Origin of the sequence: Xenorhabdus sp. SGI240, assembly GCF_040081915.1 — a bacterium.
Classification (GTDB): Bacteria; Pseudomonadota; Gammaproteobacteria; order Enterobacterales; family Enterobacteriaceae; genus Xenorhabdus; species Xenorhabdus bakwenae.
Genome location: NZ_JBEBMB010000007.1, coordinates 1 through 21,992, shown reverse-complemented (window position 1 = coordinate 21,992; position 21,992 = coordinate 1). Strand labels below are relative to the sequence as shown.

Sequence of the window (21,992 nt, the reverse complement as noted above, 5' to 3'; positions counted from 1 at the left end):
ATGATTATTTGAAACCGGTTGCGGCCATTGCCAGCGTCGTATCAATCATACGATTGGCAAAGCCCCACTCATTGTCACACCACATCAGGGTTTTAATCAGGTGTTTCCCGCTCACCCTCGTTTGTGTGCCATCCACAATAGCACTGTGGGGATCGTGGTTAAAATCCGTTGAAACTAACGGCAAATCCGTGTAATTCACTATACCACGAAACTCCCTGACCGCTGATTTTTGCAGGATCTGGTTCACATCTTCAACATTCACTGCCGAGCGGACGGTGACACTTAAATCAATGGCCGTCACATTGATAGTGGGCACCCGAACAGAAATCGCCTCAAACCGATCATTGAATTTAGGAAAAACACGTGTGATCCCCGCAGCCAGTTTTGTATCAACAGGAATAATGGATTGACTAGCCGCCCGGGTTCGACGTAAATCACAGTGATAAGCATCAATCACGGGTTGATCATTCATTGATGCGTGGATGGTTGTCACCGTACCTGATTCAATATTGAACGCATCATCCAACACTTTGATGATTGGAATAATGCAGTTTGTTGTACAGGATGCATTAGAAACAATACGATCTTCGGCAACCAATGAATGGTGATTGACACCATATACCACGGTCGCATCCAGATTATTTCCCCCTGGATGTGAAAACAGGACTTTTTTAGCCCCACTCGCGAGATGAGACTCTCCGTCTGCCCGCTCGCCATATTTACCCGTGCAGTCAAGTACAATATCAATATCCAGCGCTTTCCACGGCAGGGCTGAGATATTCGGTTGATGAAACAACCGAATACTGTTTTCTCCTACTTGCAGTAAATCATTATTCAGGCGTACATCCCATGCAAAACGCCCATGACTGGAATCGTATTTCAATAAGTGAGCAATGCCTTGTGCATCTGCCAACTCATTGATAGCGATCACTGAAATTTCAGCTTGACGCCCGGATTCGTAAAGAGCACGCAACACGCTGCGCCCAACTCTCCCGAAACCGTTAATCGCTACCCTGATAGTCATGTTACTCCCTGAATTTCTCTGTAGTTACGCAACCGCTTAGGATAACTGAGCAATGTCTGCTTGTACTGATAATTCATCACAAAATTAACCAGATTGTGACATACAAGACATTTTATAAACTAAATCACACAGTTAACTGAAACGGTTCAGCCACTATAGAAGCAGATTACGAGAAAACAAGAGTGATGGCAAGCGTCATTCGTCACATGATGGAGGAAAAATCGAACAAAAAAAGAGCGCATTCGCTCTAAAATTGATACGAATGCGCTTAATATGGGTTATTTGCCGGTTATTTCAACAAATTCGTTGCCTTGGCTACTACATTTTCAACCGTGAAGCCAAATTCTTTGAACAGAATATCAGCAGGTGCAGATTCACCGAAAGTATTCATACCGACGATAGCACCATTGATACCAACATATTTGAACCAGTAATCAGAGATACCCGCTTCGATGGCAACACGGGCAGAAACGGCCGCTGGTAATACGGCTTCACGATATGCTGCATCTTGCTTATCGAAAGCATCGGTTGATGGCATAGAAACCACACGAACCTGACGACCTTCAGCGGTCAGTTGCTCAGCCGCTTTCACCGCCAATTCCACTTCGGAACCCGTAGCAATCAGGATCAACTCAGGCTGGCCTGCACAATCTTTCAGGATGTAAGCCCCTTTCTCGATATTCGCTAATTGCTCAGTAGTACGATCCTGTTGTGCCAGGTTTTGACGGGAGAAGATCAATGCAGTTGGACCATCTTTGCGCTCAATGGCATATTTCCATGCCACCGCAGATTCAACCTGGTCACATGGACGCCATGTGCTCATATTTGGCGTTACGCGCAGGCTGGCAATTTGTTCGACGGGTTGGTGAGTTGGGCCATCTTCACCCAGCCCGATGGAATCGTGGGTATAAACGAAGATGCTACGCACTTTCATCAAAGCCGCCATGCGTACAGCATTACGGGCATATTCCACGAACATCAGGAATGTTGCGCCATAAGGCACAAAACCACCATGTAATGCAATACCGTTCATGATGGCAGACATACCGAATTCACGCACACCATAGTGAATGTAATTACCGTCCTGCACATCGTTCAAAGGCTTAGAACCAGACCATATGGTCAGATTACTTGGTGCTAAGTCAGCAGAGCCACCCATGAATTCTGGCAGAACTTTACCGAAGGCTTCCAGTGCATTTTGTGATGCCTTACGACTCGCAATAGAAGCCGGGTTCTGTTGCAGCTTTTCAATGAATGCCTTGGACTCAGCTTCCCAGTTCGCTGGCAACTCACTGCGGGTACGCCGGTTAAATTCAGCAGCCAGTTCTGGATAAGCGTGTGCATAGGCAGCAAATTTCTCTTCCCAAGTGGCTTCTTTAACCTTGCCTGCTTCCTGGGCGTTCCAGCCAGCGTAAATGCCCTGAGGAATGTCAAACGCAGGATATTCCCACCCCAGTGCCTTACGGGTTGCTTCAATTTCAGCATCCCCCAGCGGGGCACCGTGACATTCTTCTTTGCCTGCTTTGTTTGGTGAGCCAAAGCCGATGATGGTTTTGCACATCAACAGGGATGGCTTGCCTGTCTCTTTACGGGCGGCTTCAATAGCCGCCGCAATCGCGTCAGAATCATGGCCGTCTACGCCACGGATAACATGCCAGCCATAGGCTTCAAAACGTGCTGCGGTATCATCGGTGAACCAACCTTCTACCTCACCATCGATAGAAATGCCGTTGTCATCATAGAATGCGATCAATTTGCCCAGTTTCAGTGTACCCGCCAAAGAGCAAACTTCATGGGAGATGCCTTCCATCATACAGCCGTCACCCATGAATACATAAGTATAGTGATCGACGATATCATGCCCCGGACGATTGAACTGCGCTGCCAGTGTGCGTTCTGCAATCGCAAAACCGACTGCATTGGCAATACCCTGTCCCAATGGGCCAGTCGTAGTTTCTACGCCCGGAGTATAGCCATATTCTGGGTGGCCTGGAGTTTTAGAGTGTAGTTGACGGAAATTCTTCAAATCGTCAATAGAAACATCATAACCCGTCAAGTGCAGAAGACTGTATATCAGCATGGAGCCGTGGCCATTGGATAACACGAAACGGTCACGATCAACCCAGCCAGGATGAGAAGGGTTATGGTTTAAATAATCACGCCACAGCACTTCGGCAATATCAGCCATTCCCATTGGTGCGCCAGGATGCCCTGATTTTGCTTTCTGCACAGCGTCCATGCTCAAGAAGCGGATAGCATTAGCAAGGGTTTTACGAGTGGTCATTCTTTACTCCAAGTCGGATAAAAGCGTTAGTGAACTAAGAACTAATTTTCGCAGCGCAGCATACAAACCGCAATCATTAATACCAGAAATTAATGCCAGATGATAAGGAGAACTATCTTAATTTCTCCTTGACAATAATTCTTTGATTTACCTCGTTGTTTTGGTGCCCTATCGAGATAAAGCGGACAACTGAAGGTGTTATTGCGCAAATAAGGAATGATTTCCCAGCGTGACTTGCGCAATAAAAAACTACGTATTAGACACGATACTCAATAGGTTAATCAAGGTCAAAAAGGCGAGTTTTTCGGCCCAATTGGGCTTATGATGCAAAAGTAATAACATCCTGTAATTCCGAACGTTTACTGACTTCAAAGAACAGTAGTTTTGATAATTTCATCATAAAAAACGAAATTCATTTGTAATATACGCATTAAACTTCAAGTTGCAATTTACAACACTATATGAAATCACACGCATCTTGAAGTTAGATTGGTATACATTTTGATTACTGGATAAGTTCGAGTAAATCGTAGCCAATGCGATTTCAACAGCCAATTGTTTCGAAAAAAATAAGGGAAAAACAGATTAAGATAAAATTATTTCAACAGTTCTGCTTCATTTTATTATTGACATATTCATTTATTTTCATATACATGGAAAAAATATTATTGTACGGTATTTAACTACCTCTTACTCTAAAATCAATAACAAATGACAAAACCTATACCTGATTCAATATTAACTCCAGCCATCATACAATTAGATTCCATCAATACAAAACGCGATGAGCTGATCCAATTACTACATAATTGTGTCGAAAGTAATGCCTCTATCGGCTTTATTGCGCCATTGAAAGAAAACGAAGCAGAACAATATTGGCAAGATGTCGAAGCAGATCTTATATCAGGTCATCGAATACTCCTTGTCGCACCGGAAGGTGAAAATATCGCAGGTTCAGTGCAACTTTCCCTCTGCAAGAAAAAGAATGGACTGCACCGTGCCGACGTGGAAAAACTGATGGTACATACCGCTTACCGCCAGCGTGGGCTTGGTAGAAAGTTGATGAATGAACTTGAGCGCCTGGCGAAACAATATCAACGTCATTTACTGGTATTGGACACCCGCACTTACGATCCAGCTTCTACACTGTATCGAAAATGTGGTTTTATTGAAGTCGGGCAGATCCCCAATTTTGTCATCGATTCCAACGGAGAATTTTCAGGGACAACGTATTTTTATAAATGGATTGAAGATGTTCTGTAAAAAAACAAAAAGCCCCGAGTCAAAAACTCAGGGCTTATAAATTCTGGCGGTGCGGACGGGACTCGAACCCGCGACCCCCGGCGTGACAGGCCGGTATTCTAACCAACTGAACTACCGCACCGCGTGGTGTTCTGGTTGAGAACGGGGTGGATAATACGGGTTACGATAAAATCCGTCAATCGCTTTTTATAACAAAATAGTTTGCTTGCACGTTTTTTAGCCTCAACTATGCATTTACCACCATTTTGCCGCAGTTTATCAATGTATCTGCTCAGGTTTTATACGCCAAAGACAGCTTCCCCCCTTCTTTTCCACCAAATCCAAACGAGATTCATGCTGAATTAATTCTTCATCGGAAGCATAAACAATTTTCAGCCCTGCCTGTGGGCGAGTAATCTTTTGGATTTCTGCAACCTGCGTACTGCCTGACGTTTCTCCTTCCATCGAAAAAGCCAATGATGTCTGACCACCTGTCATTGACAGATAAACATCAGCCAGAATTTCGGCATCGAGTAATGCCCCGTGGAGAGTACGTTTTGAATTATCGATATGGTAACGGTCACATAACGCATCGAGATTATTACGTTTACCAGGGAAAAGTTTCCTCGCCAATACCAAACTATCTGTAATGGTACAAAACTCTGCAGTGGGTGGAATATCTCGATTCAATTTACTGAATTCATAATCCATAAAGCCGATATCAAACGTTGCGTTATGAATAATCAACTCAGCACCACGGATAAACTCAATAAATTCATCAGCGATATCAGCAAATTTCGGTTTATCCTGCAAAAATTCATCACTGATACCGTGAACTTCAAACGCTTCGGGATCAACTAAGCGTTCTGGCTTGATATAAATATGAAAATGGCGTCCTGTCAGACGACGATTGATAACCTCCACGGCACCAATTTCAATGATGTTGTGTCCCTCATAGTGAACACCTAACTTGTTCATACCGGTTGTTTCGGTATCGAGGACTATTTGGCGGGTAATAGCAGTGCTCATAATGTTTTTTTGTGTCAGACTTAGATTTTTGATTAAAGATAATATAGGAAGAGTCTACCAAAAATGAACAAACAGGTAGAAATTTTCACCGATGGTTCTTGCCTCGGCAATCCTGGTCCTGGCGGATATGGCGTTTTACTCCGCTACCAACAGCAAGAAAAAACGTTGAGTGGCGGTTATTTTCACACAACCAATAACCGCATGGAATTAATGGCAGCCATAATAGGATTGGAAGCGCTCAAACGTCCCTGTACCGTAATCTTGACGACAGACAGCCAATATGTGCGTCAAGGGATCACTCAATGGATCCATAACTGGAAAAAACGCGGCTGGAAAAAAGCAGACAAATCTCCCGTCGTCAATGTCGATCTCTGGCAGCGGCTCGATAAAACTATCTCGCGGCATGACATTGATTGGCGCTGGGTCAAAGGCCACGCCGGACATCGGGAAAATGAACGGTGTGATGAGCTGGCTCGCACAGCCGCGAATAACCCTACTCAAACGGATGATGGCTATATCGAAAGCGAAAATTAACCCTCCCACTCATCGTGTCGGTGAATATTTTTCGCCGCCCCCAGTGCATTACTGAATCTTGGTTTCATCAATGTTGCCCGCATGGGGTTTAATGTCAACGGTATTGTCCGTTTGCGGGCAATAATTACATTCAGACAACCCAATATTGACATGCAGGAGTTATCAAAACGCGTTCCGCTTTGCCACGGTAAAACATGGAAGTTGGCATGATGGATAACTTCATAATTAAGAAGACGCAGCCAATCCAATTGACGCAGCGTTGAAAACATTTGAGCTTTGCAAGATTGCCGACGATATACCGGAGCAATCATTTTCTTGAAACCTAATATACTCATTGGATTAAAACCACTGATAACCAACCAACCATCATCTATCATGATCCTATCGACTTCTCTCAAAAGCCAATGTGGATCAATACTATAAGTCAACATATGCGCCAACAAACAAGCATCGACAGATTTAGTTGCAAAAGGGAGGTAACAGGGATCAGTAATGACATTCATATTTTGCCCTTGTAACCCTATATTGACTTGATGGCTGACCAAACAGGAACGAGTATCAATTTCGGCACTTAAGTTGCCGATTTTCACTAAATGAAAACCAAAGATTTTGGGCCACCACGGTTCCAATTGACGTTCCAGAGCGACGCGGTAATATTCTCCCCACGGTAATGCGGCCCAAGAAGCAGGGAGGGCTATTTGCTTAATTGAACGTGCTGATCGCATGTCATCTTCCTTTCAACCTACTTATAAACCTACTATAAAAATGAGGCATATAATGGAGCTTATCAGGATACCCGCCCTTTCAGATAACTACATTTGGTTACTTTGTGATGAAAACAAACATTGTGCCATTATCGATCCTGCTGAATCACGACCTGTGATTGATATTCTAGCAGCAAATCAACTTATTCCGGCTGCGATTCTACTGACACACCACCATTATGATCACGTTGGCGGTGTTCCCGGGCTACTCAAACAATACCCTGAATTACCTGTATATGGCTCTGAGGAGACACAAAACAAAGGAGCTACTCAGATTGTCCATGAAGAGAACACCGTTGAAATAGGAAATTTTTCTTTCCGGATCATAGCACTACCAGGACATACACTTGGTCACATTGCATTCTATCAGGCTCCCTATCTGTTTTGTGGAGATACGCTGTTTTCTGGCGGCTGTGGACGACTGTTTGAAGGTACAGCCAAACAAATGTTTTCCTCTCTGGAAAAAATTTCATCATTACCCAATGATACGTTGATCTGCTGTGCTCACGAATACACGGCGGCGAATATGAAATTTGCAAAAACAGTATTACCTGACAATCAGATTATTCACGATTATTATCAAGAAACGCTTAAATTACGTGAAAATAACCAAGCAACAATCCCAACAGATTTACAAACAGAGAAAAAAATCAATGTTTTCTTAAATTGCCACGATATTGATTTACAAAAAAATATCGGTATCAAACCTAATTCAACGCCACTTTCTTCTATTTTTCAGCGATTAAGGGCTTATAAAGATCGATTTTAATTTTATTGGGTTGTCTTCCACGTAATAGGCCAGTATTATTGCTCACCTTTTAGGCAGGCATTAGAAAAGAACATGAAGACAAAAACGATCTTGTTCACCTCTGTTCTTCTTGCTGGGTGTCAATCGAGTCTGCAAACAGAGGCTCCTTCCCAGCAACAAGCACAGAAGATGTCTTCAACGAATCAGAAAGCAAACGGTATTGCAGAATCAGATGATCCTGCAAACTGGAAGGTGAGTCCGACAGCCCAACAAGATTTGTGGGGACATATTCGCGATGAGTTGAAGATGGAAATTCCTGATAATAGCAGGGTGAGCGAACAACAAAGTTACTATTTGAAACACAAAGGCCATATCCAAAATGTAATATTGCGTGCAGAACCGTACATTTATTGGATAGTTGAGCAGCTTGATAATCGACATATGCCAATGGAGCTGGTATTGCTGCCCATCGTGGAGAGTGCCTTTGACCCCCATGCGACTTCCTACGCCAAGGCGGCAGGATTATGGCAGATTATCCCAAGTACTGGCCGTCATTATGGCCTGAAACAAGATAAATGGTACGATGCCCGCCGTGACATTGCGGCATCAACAACCGTTGCTCTTGATATGCTTGAATATCTCAACACACGATTCAATGGGGATTGGCTTTTGACCATTGCCGCTTACAACAGTGGCGAAGGCAGGGTTATACGTGCAATCAAAGACAATAAAGCACAAGGAAAACCAACAGATTTCTGGTCGCTGTCACTGCCACGGGAAACAATGCACTATGTTCCCAAGATATTGGCTCTGAGTAATATCATTCGCCATAACGAACAGTTTGGTTTCAAACTTCCTAAGCCTGACAACCAACACGCTTTGGCAAAGGTTGAAGTAGGGCAACAGATCATGTTGTCACAAGCGGCCGAACTATCTGGGCTATCATTGACATCAATCAGGGCATATAACCCGGGCTATAAACAAGGTATGACGTCTCCTTATGGACCGCATTACATCATGCTACCAAGGAAGAACGTTAATCAATTTAAGGCGTCCCTGGCAAATAAAAACGTCTTGAATGACATCAACCTGGCGGTTAAACACAATACCTACAAATTACAGCAACAAAGTCATTATACCGTTCGTGCCGGAGATACATTGTCAGCGATTGCAAAGCGCTTCAAGACCACTCACCGAGAGTTACAAAGACTGAACAGCATAAAAACGGCTGATCGGCTCAAGATCGGGCAAGTGCTGAAAATCGATAACAGCAACCCAGTCACCTATCAAGTGCGCAAAGGTGATTCATTTTTCAGCATCGCCAAACGTCATGGTGTAAATCTTAATGATTTGATCAATTGGAATAAAAACATCAAAGTCAGAGAGATAAAACCAGGTATGGCTTTGACACTTTATCTTGAATAAATAATCTTATTCTCGCCAATACATAACTCCCTTCCTTTTGGATAGGGAGTTTATTTTATATACTCGATAAACTTCAAGTTGCAATCCGCAAGACGACGCGAGGCCTTATATTTCCCCGCGCAGCGGGGAAATATAACACGCATCTTAAAGTTGGATTGGTATATACCATAAAGAAGAGAAAGGAAGTACAAATTGTCATCATTAAAACAAAATATAAATAATCAACCCAATTCCTTTATTGAAATAAAGAAGTATCTTCTATTTCCTTTTGAGTACAAATTAACGTCCACTCCCTGCCTCGAAACAGAAAGCCGTGATTATAGTGCTATGCGTTTTCAACTGGATGGTAAATCGATAGTTTTTCGTCAAGCTAAAACAACGCCGAATAAACAAGGGCAATTTGTCACTCTTTGGAAAAGGCCGACGCCAGATGCAGAAATAATGCCTTTTGAAAAAAGTGATGGTATTGATTTTTGTCTAATAGCGACTTTTTCGGAACATCGAAAAGGTCTTTTTCTGTTTGACTCACATATTTTGATAAAACAAGGGATTTTCTCAAGTCAAACTAAAGCAGGTAAAAGAGGTATTCGGGTCTATCCTGAATGGGTATTCCCTGCATCAAAACAAGCAATGCAAACACAAAAATGGCAATCTTCCTATTTTATAAGTTTCGATAATCAGGATTCTGCCATTGAGCAATTTAAGAAAACCTTCTCAAATTATAATAACAAAAAATAATTAATTTGAGTTATTATAACTTGTTTAATCCTTACAATCAGGGGTATGTTAATTCCTGAAAACTAATAACAAGTGTTTAAATTGATCTTTAACACTTCATCAAAGATAAGGTTTATACTCGATAAACTTCAAGTTGCAATCCGCAAGACGACGCGAGGCCTTATATTTCCCCGCTGCGCGGGAAAATATAACACGCATCTTGAAGTTGGATTGGGATAGTTATTGGAGTGATGCCCTTTGCCGTTGAATTCGCCAAAATCTTTTTCCAAAATAACCTTTTTTGTGAATAAGCTCACAAAATAGAAATGATCAGGGTTATTCTAAAAACTAGACCTAATTTTTTTATTTATAATTCATCATGTTACAGAAACCCCCTCGATTTTGGCACGAAATCACGCAGCATGATGCACTCACCAGAGTGAATCTTGCGAAAATTTATTTTACAACGGCAATGTTTTTAACTTTTTACGCTGTGATTGTACAAAGCGCCTTTTTTCTCCACTTGATTTTATTTGGTTTTTAATTGTCCATTCCTTATTATTTCCGGCAGATTTTTTTATCACGAACGGAACAAATCATTCTGGCTTAACCGGACATTTCTGCCTTATTCAAAACAGGAAGCGCCCTATTTTCAGCTTATTGTCAGACTGAAAAAGCAGGTGCGCAGAATAAGCTCTTTCCTGCCGAATATGGCGATGTGCCTGTTAAGCCCATTGCCATTTTATATTCCATCGGCATGACTTCAGGGAGACAGACCGTGTCAGAGAAAGAGAAAAAGCCCCTCACAACATTGCAGGCAGGAAAAACGCTGTTAGAACAGGGACAGGACGCAATAACAAAACAGGCTAAAGAACGGTTAGCGGATGCAGGCGGTAACGCCAGCGATCTCCTCCGTTCCGTCACAGGAATAGCCGGCAAAGTCGGATTACCGGATGGGGTGGGCAAAGCCGCCACTATGCTCGATTCTGTGAGCGGAATTGCCGGCAAGGTCGGATTGACAGGCGGAGCGGGCAAAGCACTTGGCGGTCTCAGTACTGACAGCCTGATCAACGGGGGCGGCTTTGCCGGCGGGGCAGGCAAAGCACTCGGGGGTCTCAGTGCCGACAGCCTGATCAGCGGTGGCGGCTTTGCTGGCGGGGCAGGCAAAGTTCTCAAAGGTCTCAGTGCCGGCAGCCTGATCAGCGGCGGCGGCTTTGCCGGCGGGGCAGGTAAATCACTCGGTAGTCTCAGTACTGGCAGCCTGCTCCCCGGCGGGGGTTTTGCCAGCGGGACCAGCAAAGCACTCGGTGCGCCGGGGCTGGCCGCCAAAGCCGTGGCGGGTAATCTGGGGGCAGAAAAAATCCTGCAACAACTGGGCCAAATACTGGGGCTGGGCGGTGGAGCCGACCCCAGCGGCCTGCTGTTCACCCTGACGGCGGGCAGATTACCGGCGCAAACCTTTGTCGTCACCGATTTCAGTCTGGACGAACATTTCTCGCGCCCATTCCTGCTGGAAGTGGGGCTGGCCAGTGCCGACTCCGCCATTGACTTTCCGCTGGTGCTTGACCGCACGGCAACGCTCACTGTCCTGCTCAATGGTGTTGAACAGCGCAGCGTCACGGGCATCGTCACCCGCTTTGAGCAAGGCAACACCGGCCTGCACCAGACCACCTACCGGATGAGCATCCGCCCCGACCTGTGGCGCACCACCCTGCGCCAGAACTCGCGTATCTTCCAGCAACTCAATATCACCGGCATCATCACCAATATCCTCAAAGAGCACAGCATCCGCGACGTGGTGTTCAACCTGCGCCACCCGCACCCGGAGCGCGAATTCTGCGTACAGTACCAGGAAAGTGACTTCAATTTCCTGCAACGGCTGACGGCGGAAGAGGGGATTTTCTACTTCTTCGAATGCAGCAACGGGCGTAACACGCTGGTGTTTGCCGATGACTGCGGCTCGGTGCCACCGGGCATCCGCCTGCCCTATCAACCGGGCGAGGGCAGCACGCTGGGTGAACCGGCGGTCAGCAGCCTGACCCACAGCGCCCAGGTGCGTCCGGCTCAAGTGCAACTTAAGGATTACACCTTCAAAAATCCCGCATGGCCAGCCGAATTTCATCAGCAGATACGGGACGAAAACCTGCAACAGCTCTACTACGAACACTACGATTATCCGGGGCGTTTCAAGGATGAGGCGCACGGCAAGGCCTTCACCCGCTACCGTCTTGAAGCGCTGCGTAGCAACGCCATGACCGGAGAAGGCAGCGGCAATGCGATAGCCCTGCAACCGGGCAGACTGTTCATCCTCGATAATCATCCCCGCTTAGACCTGAACCAATCATGGCAGACCGTCTCCACCCGCCACAGCGGCAGCCAGCCGCAGGCACTGGAAACGGGCAGCGCAGGCGACGGCACCACGCTGAACAGCCACTTCTACTTTATCCGCCAGAACCAGCACTGGCGCCCGGCGCCGTTACCCAAACCCGTCATCGATGGCCCGCAAATCGCCAAGGTAGTGGGGCCGGCCGGCGAAGAAATATTCTGTGACCAGTACGGGCGGGTGCGCCTGCAATTCCCGTGGGATCGCTATGGCAAGAGTGATGACCAAAGCTCCTGCTGGATCCGCGTCACCCAACCGTGGGCGGGGCAAGGCTGGGGGATGCTGGCTATCCCGCGTATCGGGCAGGAAGTGGTGGTGGATTTCTTGCACGGCGACCCGGATCAACCTATCGTCACCGGTCGCACCTACCATGCCAGCAACCTTCCGCCGGGTGCCTTACCGGGCAGCAAAACCCAGATGGCCTTCCGCTCCAAAACCCATAAAGGCGAGGGTTACAACGAACTGCTGTTTGAGGATGCGAAAGGCAGTGAACGGTTGTCGCTTCATGCACAAAAAGACATGACGACTCTGGTACTCAATAACCGCGATACCCATGTGCTCGCCAACCACAGCGAAACGGTGGAGAAAAACCAGACCATCGAGATCCATGAGAACAAAGCGGAGACCGTCACCCTGAACAGCACGGAAACGGTGCAGGAAGTGCGCAAACTCACCACAGGCAAGGACTACATTATCACGGTCGGGACGCACAAGCAGGTCAACGTCAGCAATACCCTCTCCATCACGGCCGGGGATGTGATTGAACTGCGCTGCGGCGCGAGTGTCCTGCGCATGGACAGTGCCGGCAAAATCACAATACAGGGCAGTGAGTTCAAATTTGAGGCCAGCGGGGCAGTACAAATCACCGGTAAAGATATCGATCTGAACTAAAAGGACACCCTGAGATGGAATTTCGTAACCTGACCCCGTTTGCGGTCATGAATTATTCGATGCTCGATGTGGATGACGCCGAACATCATGTCGCAGTGATGAAAATCGGCTACCAGTTCATCCCTGCCGGACAGGGGGAGTACAGTGCTGAACTGTTGCCTGCGCCACCACTGTGCTTACAGGATGAATATCGCGGCACGATGAACGCTTCACAGGTGTTGCAGGAAAGCGACCTCGCCCCGTTTAAACCGCGCTGTGACGTGATTGTCAACGGCACAGCGTATGCGCCGCAAGGCCAGCCCTGCACTGAATTCCCGGTGCGGTTACAGGTGCAAAACAAACAAGGGCAAACTTTGCTCGATAAAGCCCTCACCGTCAGCGGGGAACGGGAATTTATCCGCGATGACGGTGGTCACTGGCAACTGAGTGAGCCGAAACCCTTTACTTCCCTGCCGCTGGATTACCGTTACGCCTTTGGCGGTGAATGCAAAATCTACACCAATGATGAAGCGAGCCAGCGTATCAGGGACAGTGACCGTCTGACCCCAGAACAACGCCAGCAGCATCCTGACGGTGAAAAAGCGCCACTTGCCCACGCCACCTGCGAAACCAATCCGCTGGGAACCGGTTTTATCATCCCGTGGTATGCCGAAGCTAAACAGCTTACCCATTACCCGGCCCCCCGTATTACCCGGCCGGATGCACCATTCACTGCGGAGCATTTTACGGCCCAACTGAATGGTACGTTACCGTCCGATACACTCACCTGCCAGCCACAGGGAATGGGCTTTATTGGTCGCCCGTGGCTGCCCCGCCGCGCATTGGCAGGCACTTACGATGATGACTGGTTGGCCCATCGTCATCCTTATCTGCCGAAAGATTTTGATTTTGGCTACTGGAACGGCGCACCGGCTGACCAACAGATTGACTGGCCGGCGACCGATATCACGCTCACCCTGAGCAACCTGACTCCCGACGGTACGCTGCATATCCGCTTACCGGGACACCGCCCGTTTATCCTGCTGCGAATGCACAACGGCATGTTGCTACCGGTGCCGATGCGCACGGACACCCTTATTATCGATAGTGATGCCAAAACGTTGTACCTGACCGGCCGGCTGAGTTTCAAGGCTGATTTGCCGGTGCGGGTCGCCGAAGCGCGGTTTGAAATTAACCCGGATGCGCCGTTGCTCAAACTGGCACCACGGGAAGAGGAGAAAAAAGATGGCTGATAACTACACCGCCCGTACCGCAGGTGACTGGATGATTGTCGGCATGTTGCCGGATGTGTGCAAAACCCCGATGGGTTCTTCTACGCCGCCGATCCCCTACCCGGTCGTGGCGAAACTGGCCGACAGCTCCTCGCCTGTTCCCTCTGTGCGTGCCAACGGCCAGCCCGTGGTGGTGTTTGCCAAAAGTTTTGTGCCGACCACGATGGGTGACCAGCCCGGTGTAGCGAACGGTGTTAAAAGTGGCACGGTTGGTGGTAAATGCCATCCGCAGGAGCATACCAAAACGGTGCGAGCCGGCAATAAACTGGTGTTGCGCCACGGGGATAAATTTTGGATGAACGGGGCATAAGGAAGGAAACCATGACAGAAAAAAACGAAGCCAGTGCAGATACTCAGGCAGAAGAATCGACCAGCCCGAAAGCGCCTGATACCCCTATTGAACCGCCCAAACCGAACTCCCCGTTACCCCAAAAGGTACGGGATGACAGCCCGACGGGGGAAGGCAACACGATAGGGAAAATTGTCGGGCAGGCACCTCAGGCAGCTCATCCGCCTCATGAGGCGAATCCTGCTTTCACACCGGAAAATCAACCCGAAATGGGGGGATGGGAAATCCTGAAAGCGATGGGAAAAGCGTTGGGAAACGCTGTCGTAGATAAAGCCAAAGAAACCAAACAAGATCTGTCAACCGCCAGCGGATGGGACTCCATTGAGCAGAGTAAAGGAGTGGCCAAATCTGCCAGTAATACCGCCGTTGGACTGGCAGAAATGGCTGTTCAGGGTGGTATGCTGAACGCCAGCCGTGAGATGGACGAATCGGCAAATTCGTTAGCTTTTTGGGGGAAAATCTTTGGCAATAGTGACGCCGAAAAGCAAGCTAAAATGATAGGCGAAGTCGCGGATACCAACCGCACGAATGCAAACCAGTTTAATCTGGATGAGTACAAAATGGCGCTGGATACCCCAGGGCAACGGGTGGGCGGTACAGAATTTGATATTGCCATGCTTATTGGCCCGGTAAAAGGCGCAGGGGCTGCCGGCTCAGTGACGAAAACTCCCAAAATAGCGAAAGTTGCAGAAGCAGGGGCAAGGGCAAGGGCAAGGGCGGTAAAAAACAGTGAGGCCGCGAAAGTCGCAGAAGCAGGTGTCATGGCGGCAAAAAACAGTGAGGCCGCCAAAGCCGCCGAAGCATCGGGGGCTAAAATCAAAGGCCAGTCTCAGCAAAGGGCTAATCCCACGCCTGAAAAACCTAAAAATGCCGAAAAAGAGACCGTTGACAACCAGTCCAGCAATAAGGAAGGGAGTTGCACCGGGACGTGTAGTACAAAAGGTGAGCCTGTCGATATGGCCACCGGCGACTTCCTGCAAGTCTGGCCAGTGCTTGCCATTCCCGGATTATTGCCGCTTACCCTGACCCGTACCTATCGCTCCACCGCCAAATACAGCGGCCTGTTTGGGCCGAAATGGGCGGATGACTGGTCATGCCAGTTAGCCTTGTCCGAGGGCAAAGTGAATTTCACCGATACTGACGGCGTGCTCTATGATTTCAGTACACCGGATAACACGGTGCTCGCCCGTAACCAGCATATCCCTCATTACGTACTGACCGGTGAATTGAACGGCGAACTGCAATTGACCGATCGCCGCTCCCGGCTTATTTACCATTTTAATCATTCCGTTGGAAATATTCGCAAACTGTCTGCCATCACCGATCGCCGCCAAAATGCTATCCAGTTTATCTACGATAAACAATCAAAGCCAGTTGAGGTTACGCGCACTGATGGTTTCCGCCTGGTGCTGGGTTATCAGGATCAGCAACTCCAGACCATCGATTACCTTGAACCGCACAAACAACAGAGGTTGGTTACCTGTCATTATGATCCGCAAGGCTATCTCAATGAATGTGATGCCTTCCAGCACAATCACCTGTGGCATGAATATGACGTTCAGGGGCAGATGACCCGCTGGCGTGATACCGACCAGACGGATGTTAACCTCACTTATGATGAACACGGGCGGGTGCTGACAACGAGTACGCCTCATGGTTACTGGTGTGACAGTTTTCACTATGATGATCGGTTGCGTATCACGACCTACCGGGATGCTGAGGGCGGGGAAACGCAGCACCATTACGATCACAATGGACTGGTTTTCCGTGAAATTGATCCATTAGGCAGGATCACCCGCCGCCAGTGGCACAACAGCCAGAAACTGTGGGAAGAAGATCCCGCTGGCAATGTTACCACCTTCGATTACAACCCGGATGGTGCGCTGACGGAAGTAAAGCTGTCAACCGGTGAAATTTTTGCTTACGGTTATGACGAACAGGGGCAGCTTATCGAAAGTGTTCTGCCGACCGGCGAGCGCTGGCAATTCCACTATGATGAGCAGGGTAATCTGGCGGCGCTGATTAATCCACTGGGGCACAGGGAGGAATACCAATACGGTACACAGGGGGAGTTACGCCAGTGCCTGCTGCCGGATGGACGCCAGTGGCACTATACCTACGATAAACAACAACGGCTGGCCGCAGTTATCACGCCGGACGGCCAGACGACCGGCTTACAACTGGATGAACTGGGTCGCCTGCGCCAACTCACCGATGCCCTGAAACAACAGACCCGCTACCGTTACAGCGAGACCCATGCCAGCTTCAATGGCAGCCTGACCGATGTCGAACTGCCGGATGGCACCACGCAGCAACTGACCTATGACAGTGAACGGCGGGTGGTGGCGGTGACTGACGGCGAAGGCCGCACCACACGCTACACTTACGGCGCATTTGACCTGCTGACGCAAGTCACCCGGCCGGATGGCACGACGCTGCGTTTTGGCTATGACCGCCTGACCCGCTTAAATTCAGTCACGGCCTCCACCGGCGAAACTTACCGTTATGAACGGGATGCGGCCGGGCAGATTATCCGCGAAACCGATTTTACCGGACGCACCCTTGATTATCAGTACGATAAACTGGGACGTCGCACACAGGTACAATACCCCGATGGTCAGCAACTCCGCTGGCACTATTCGGCGGCGGGGTTACTGGTCAGGCAGGAAAGCTGGCAGCCGGAAGAAAATCAACCGGTACTGAAGGACACCACCACTTACGAATACAACCAGCGGCATCAACTGGTGAAAGCCACCAATGCCGATGCGGTGGTGGAATATGAGTATGACAAGACCACTGGCCTGCCGATCTGTGAGCGTATTAATGGTCGGACAATCACCCGCGAATGGGACAACCTGACGGGGCGCCCGGTCAGTGAAAGCCTGGATGGTCACACCCTGCACTTCGGCTATCACCCGCTGTCGGGGGCACTCAATCATTTTCAGTTCAGCCAGCATGCACCGTTGACACTCCGGCACGATGCACTGGGGCAGGAAACGGTGCGCGAAAGTGCCAACGGGTTTATCCTCGCCAGCCGCTACACCGCAACCGGCTTACTAGCCCATCAGTCAGCCGGGCGGGACAGCGCTTTTTTCCAGGAAGCACTGTCACAAAACGATCCGCACTTTCCGCCTCAGGCGACTGCCGTCAACCGGAGCTGGCAATATGACCGTGCCCATAACGTTTTGGTCATTGACGACAGTCGCTGGGGGCAAACCCGTTATCGTTACAATACCAACGACCAGATCCTGAACACCCAATTCAGTGGATTCCGCTCAAATGAAGAGCAATTCAGTTATGATACCAACGGCAACCTGCGCCAACATTTGCCGGTCGATGCGCAGGGCGCGATGGAACAGTTCACACAACGCCAGCAGGCCGGACGGGTGGTGCAGCGGGGCGATACACATTATCGTTATGATGACAACGGCCGGTTAATCGAAAAAGTTGAACAATATGACGGCTTCCGCCCTCAAGTCTGGCGTTACCGCTGGGATACGCAAAACCAGCTTACCCATTGTGAAACCCCGGACGGCTCGCGCTGGCAGTATTGCTACGATCCTTTTGGCCGGCGAATTCGTAAAATCAAAGAACGTGATGGAAAACTCACTTCGGCGAATTTAAAATTGTGGCTGGACGGTAAACCGGATCTGCCCGAAAATCCGGCAGCGCTGGGTGGCTACGATTACCTGTGGAGCGGGGACCAACTGATTGAGGAAGTGCCGTACCAGCTGGACGGCACGAGGCGGGAAGACAAACGCGTGCGCTGGCTCTATGAACCCGGTTCATTAACGCCAGCGGCGCGTGTTGAGCGGGGCAAACTGCACTACGCCATCAGCGACCATCAGGGCACGGTGCGGGAGCTGCTGGATGAACAGGGCGAACTGATCTGGAACCAGCGGCTGAGCACCTGGGGCAAAGCCGAAAACCGGGGCGGCGTGCCGTCCCATCATCCGGATCACCATGTTCAGTGCAACTTCCGGTTTTTAGGCCAGTATGAGGATGAGGAAAGCGGGTTATACTACAATCGGTTTAGGTATTATTCGCCGGAGACCGGGCAGTATATCTCGAGTGACCCCATTGGGCTGGCAGGAGGTGTAAATCCTTACGGCTATGTGCATAATCCATTGTCTTGGGTTGATCCTTTTGGATTGGCGGGTAAAGATTGTGATGCGCTGCTTAAGAACAAGAAAACTACTTATGAGGGGCCAAGCCGCCGAGACGCATTACGGGAAGCTAAAAGAGATGCAGGAATACCAAATAGCCAGCATCCGTTTAAAACCTCAAGGGTTGATTTGGGAGACGGATTCGGGGGTACTGTTCGTAATGCTAATGGTACTCCAGTTCAAACTCGACAATATCACTTTAAAGATAAAAACGGTGCAGAAATAGTTATTCAAGAACATAGTTTGGGGCACGCAAAAGCAACTCCTTTACATGGAGCTGAACCTCATTTTAATGTTAGACCAGTTGATAAAATAACTGGGCAAGTATTGGATACAGGTAGTGTTCCTGGTACTCATGGTCATTATAATTTTCCTATAGGGAAGTAATTATGTGGTTTAGTAATGCGATAAGAAATGAGCAAATAAAATATATGTTTAATAATGAGTTTGACATAAATAATGTTGAATTCATTAGTTATACCTTTCATCATCATTCATCGATACAGCTTTGTTTTATATGTAAAAAACCCCCTTTCGTATATCCTAAAAAATGGGATGAAAAAGGGTTTAATGCGATAAGTTTAGTTTTAAGTATGTCAAATATAAATTCATTTGAAAGCAAAGGAAATAAAGTGAATTTTATTTGTTCGCCTCAAATTAGTAGCACCGATAGTTCTACATCTATCGAAATAATCAACAAAGATTTTTATTTATTGTGTAATGCAGATTTTTTGACAATAGACGGTATTACTCCCTATGTAGATGAAAGGTGGGATTAATATTTGACTCATTGTTAGTCAGAACAAAAAAAGCCGGAAAGATCCCCATGATCTTCCGGCTTTCTTCTTTTTTAAGAGCCGCTCAGTCCCTGCCCTTAGTTGCTATTGTAGTCGCCAAGCAGTTCCCGCATTCTCAGCTTAATTTCACTGAGCTGATCCTGCTGGCGCTGGTACTGTTGCTTAATGGTGCGGGTCTCGTCACTGTCAGGAATAAGCACCAGACAGCCATCCATAATCTTCACGGTCAGGGTACAACCCTTATCAAACCCAGCCGCCTTAAGCCACTGGCCTTTAAGATGGATTGCGGGCGGGGCTTTGGCCTTGTCATTTTGCGGCACGTATCCCACGGTGTAATAACGTTCTGTTTTCGTCGCTTTATTTACTGCACGGTTTTGCCTAGAATGCGCCTTAGCCATGTTCAACTCCTAGATAGTTGGTTGTGGTTAGCGGTGTCGGGATGTTCTCAGCATCCCAATACCGCGTTAGCTCTGTCTCTTCTTTAGTTGTTCTTCACTGTCCAGCGTTTAGCATCGTGCATATGTAAAATGCTGCTAATCACTGTCTCAACAGCTTCCCGCTCTTTCTCGTCTAGTTGCGAAAGTGCTTCAAACTGGAGTTTAAGGCGATCATCAGGGCCACGTTCATCCGGTTCGAAAAGAAGCATATCCGCACTGACATTCAACGCTAATGCAATCCGTCTGAATACATCAATCGTGGGCTGAGAAGTGCCCGCCTCATAGCGCTTGTACTGTGAAACGTGCATCCCAATCTTGTCAGCCATCTGTTGTTGCGTAAAACCAAGCTCTTTACGGGAAGCCGCTAATTTATCAGAAAAGCTCATAGGAAATTCCAAAGTTGCTGTAACTGACATCACTATAAGCCTCCCTTTTTTATCGCTTGACGGATAGTATCATATAAGGGACTATATATATCATCAATATGAATCTTGACGCAGTTTTAAAGGATTAAGATATGGCTCGCATTCCCGACGCAGAATTACAGCACCTGAAATCCGCTGTCTCCTTAGTTGCCATCATTGAGCAGCAGGGACGGCAGTTGTTTAAGCGCGGCAAAGATATGACGGTGCTGTGCCCGTTCCATGAAGAAAAAACGCCCTCGATGGTGATCACTCCGTCGAAGAATCTCTATCACTGTTTTGGTTGCAGTGCGGGCGGATCGGTGATCGACTGGGTAATGAAAACCGAAAATCTGAGCCTGCGCCATGCCGCCGAACGCTTAAAGGCGATGCTGGGGCACAATCCGGCGGTTGAGCCGCTGGTACAGCCGGAAGAGCTGGCCAGTGATGCCATCGGCCAACAGGGGTTGCTGTCACGGGTGGTTGAGTTTTATCACCATACGCTGCTGAATGCGACAGAAGCCCAGGCGTATCTGTCCAGACGGCGGCTCAATCATCCTGAGCTGGTCAGTCATTTTAAGCTGGGTTTTGCCAACCGAACCCTCGCTTACCGCCTGCCGCCCAGCAAATACAAGGCCGGGGCAGAGATCCGCCGCCGCTTACAGGCTGTTGGGGTGCTACGGGAGAACGGGCGGGAGCACCTGCGCGGTTCATTGGTTGTGCCGGTGATGGATGCACAGGGGCAAATCCACGAACTGTACGGGCGCATGATCAGTGATGATCTGCGGGCATCGGTTGTTCGCCATCTGTACCTGCCGGGGGCCCATCACGGCGTCTGGAATGAAGCGGCGCTGGGTGCGTCCAAAACGCTTATCCTGTGTGAATCACTCATTGATGCGATGTCGTTCTGGGTCGCGGGGCAGCGCCATGTCACGGCGGCCTATGGTGTACATGGTGTCACCGCTGATCACTGGCAGGTCTTTGAACAGCACAACATTAAGCAGGTGCTGATCGCCTTTGATAACGATACCGCAGGCAATGAGGCGGCGGTGAAACTGGCGTCAGCACTGGTTGCCAAAGGGATCACACCGCTGCGCGTGGTGTTCCCGCCGGGCAGGGATGCCAATGAATATCTGTGTCAGATGGCGGAACCCGAAACCGCCTTTGCTCTGCTGATTGAGAGTGCCATGCCGATGCAGGATGTGGCCGGCATCGTTGCGGTTGAGCGCCAGACGGCTGAGCCGGACACCGTGCCCGAACCCGCTTCCCCTTTCGCCGCCGAACCGGCGCCCCGCGTGACGCCGAATGTGGTCTGTGAGTCGGGTGAGCATGGCGAGCTGCTCGTGTCAGTCGGCACACTGCAATGGTGTCTGCGCGGCATGGGATCAGTAAAGGCAGGTTCCGCGGCGATGAAACTCAATGTGCAGGTGCTGGACAGGCAAAGCGGGGTGTTGTTCGCGGATGGCGTTGATCTGATGAGCGCCCGCTCACGTCAGAGTTATGCACGACTGGCCGCCACTGAGCTGGGAC

16 protein-coding genes, 1 tRNA gene and 1 pseudogene are annotated in these 21,992 nt (G+C 48.7%); 11 read left to right on the top strand and 7 right to left on the bottom strand.

Features of this window, described 5'->3' with window-relative positions:
• Positions 1 to 4 precede the first annotated feature (4 nt).
• Together epd and tkt are read right to left on the bottom strand one after the other, a co-directional pair.
• Positions 5 to 1,024 (bottom strand): erythrose-4-phosphate dehydrogenase, encoded by a 1,020-nt coding sequence (epd, locus tag ABLA76_RS02960; RefSeq protein WP_348986798.1) that lies wholly within the window; start codon positions 1,022 to 1,024, stop codon positions 5 to 7.
• A gap of 289 nt (positions 1,025 to 1,313) precedes the next feature.
• Positions 1,314 to 3,308 carry a transketolase gene (tkt, locus tag ABLA76_RS02955; protein ID WP_348986797.1) on the bottom strand — a complete coding sequence of 665 codons (1,995 nt, stop codon included), beginning with the start codon at positions 3,306 to 3,308 and terminating at the stop codon, positions 1,314 to 1,316.
• A gap of 711 nt (positions 3,309 to 4,019) precedes the next feature.
• Here tkt and ABLA76_RS02950 point away from each other — a divergent pair.
• Positions 4,020 to 4,571: a GNAT family N-acetyltransferase gene (locus tag ABLA76_RS02950; RefSeq protein WP_348986796.1), complete on the top strand. Its 552-nt coding sequence runs from the start codon at positions 4,020 to 4,022 to the stop codon at positions 4,569 to 4,571.
• Between the two features lie 44 nt (positions 4,572 to 4,615).
• Here ABLA76_RS02950 and ABLA76_RS02945 read toward each other — a convergent pair.
• Positions 4,616 to 4,692: transfer RNA gene (locus ABLA76_RS02945), tRNA-Asp, on the bottom strand.
• Between the two features lie 137 nt (positions 4,693 to 4,829).
• Positions 4,830 to 5,579, bottom strand: a complete 750-nt coding sequence (gene dnaQ, locus ABLA76_RS02940) for a DNA polymerase III subunit epsilon (protein WP_348986795.1) — start codon at positions 5,577 to 5,579, stop codon at positions 4,830 to 4,832.
• A gap of 1 nt (position 5,580) precedes the next feature.
• On the opposite strand from dnaQ, the pseudogene rnhA reads away from it, so the two are divergent.
• A pseudogene (gene rnhA / locus ABLA76_RS02935) lies at positions 5,581 to 6,113 on the top strand (ribonuclease HI).
• Here the strand turns inward: rnhA and ABLA76_RS02930 are convergent.
• The gene (locus ABLA76_RS02930) at positions 6,110 to 6,838 is read right to left on the bottom strand and encodes a methyltransferase domain-containing protein (RefSeq protein ID WP_348986794.1); all 729 of its coding nucleotides are present in this window, start codon (positions 6,836 to 6,838) and stop codon (positions 6,110 to 6,112) included. The pseudogene rnhA and the gene ABLA76_RS02930 sit on opposite strands and share 4 nt — an antisense overlap.
• A 52-nt stretch (positions 6,839 to 6,890) precedes the next feature.
• Between ABLA76_RS02930 and gloB the strand changes: the two genes are divergently transcribed.
• From gloB to ABLA76_RS02890, 8 genes are all read left to right on the top strand, one after another.
• A complete protein-coding gene (gloB, locus tag ABLA76_RS02925) occupies positions 6,891 to 7,646 on the top strand; it encodes a hydroxyacylglutathione hydrolase (RefSeq protein WP_348986848.1) in 756 nt (251 codons plus the stop codon).
• Between the two features lie 72 nt (positions 7,647 to 7,718).
• Complete coding sequence (gene mltD, locus ABLA76_RS02920) at positions 7,719 to 9,050, top strand: murein transglycosylase D (RefSeq protein ID WP_348986793.1); 1,332 nt, start codon at positions 7,719 to 7,721, stop codon at positions 9,048 to 9,050.
• Between the two features lie 192 nt (positions 9,051 to 9,242).
• Positions 9,243 to 9,788, top strand: coding sequence for a MepB family protein (locus ABLA76_RS02915; RefSeq protein ID WP_348986792.1), 546 nt, complete (start codon positions 9,243 to 9,245; stop codon positions 9,786 to 9,788).
• A gap of 1,339 nt (positions 9,789 to 11,127) precedes the next feature.
• On the top strand, positions 11,128 to 13,041 hold the full coding sequence (locus ABLA76_RS02910) for a type VI secretion system tip protein VgrG (RefSeq protein ID WP_348986847.1): 1,914 nt from the start codon (positions 11,128 to 11,130) through the stop codon (positions 13,039 to 13,041).
• A 14-nt stretch (positions 13,042 to 13,055) separates the two neighbouring features.
• Positions 13,056 to 14,273, top strand: coding sequence for a DUF2169 domain-containing protein (locus ABLA76_RS02905; RefSeq protein WP_348986791.1), 1,218 nt, complete (start codon positions 13,056 to 13,058; stop codon positions 14,271 to 14,273).
• Positions 14,266 to 14,622 carry a DUF4150 domain-containing protein gene (locus ABLA76_RS02900; RefSeq protein ID WP_047768207.1) on the top strand — a complete coding sequence of 119 codons (357 nt, stop codon included), beginning with the start codon at positions 14,266 to 14,268 and terminating at the stop codon, positions 14,620 to 14,622. Before ABLA76_RS02905 ends, ABLA76_RS02900 begins: the two co-directional genes overlap by 8 nt.
• A gap of 11 nt (positions 14,623 to 14,633) precedes the next feature.
• Entirely contained in the window at positions 14,634 to 19,214 is a 4,581-nt protein-coding gene (locus ABLA76_RS02895) for an RHS repeat-associated core domain-containing protein (RefSeq protein WP_348986790.1), read from the top strand.
• A 2-nt stretch (positions 19,215 to 19,216) separates the two neighbouring features.
• A complete protein-coding gene (locus tag ABLA76_RS02890) occupies positions 19,217 to 19,606 on the top strand; it encodes an Imm50 family immunity protein (protein WP_348986789.1) in 390 nt (129 codons plus the stop codon).
• A 95-nt stretch (positions 19,607 to 19,701) separates the two neighbouring features.
• On the opposite strand, the gene ABLA76_RS02885 is transcribed toward ABLA76_RS02890, so the two are convergent.
• Both ABLA76_RS02885 and ABLA76_RS02880 read right to left on the bottom strand, forming a co-directional pair.
• Positions 19,702 to 20,022, bottom strand: a complete 321-nt coding sequence (locus ABLA76_RS02885) for a SymE family type I addiction module toxin (RefSeq protein ID WP_348986788.1) — start codon at positions 20,020 to 20,022, stop codon at positions 19,702 to 19,704.
• Between the two features lie 83 nt (positions 20,023 to 20,105).
• Positions 20,106 to 20,447, bottom strand: coding sequence for a helix-turn-helix transcriptional regulator (locus tag ABLA76_RS02880; RefSeq protein ID WP_348986846.1), 342 nt, complete (start codon positions 20,445 to 20,447; stop codon positions 20,106 to 20,108).
• Between the two features lie 131 nt (positions 20,448 to 20,578).
• Here ABLA76_RS02880 and ABLA76_RS02875 point away from each other — a divergent pair.
• A partial coding sequence (locus tag ABLA76_RS02875) for a CHC2 zinc finger domain-containing protein (RefSeq protein WP_348986787.1) occupies positions 20,579 to 21,992 on the top strand: 1,414 nt, incomplete at its 3' end.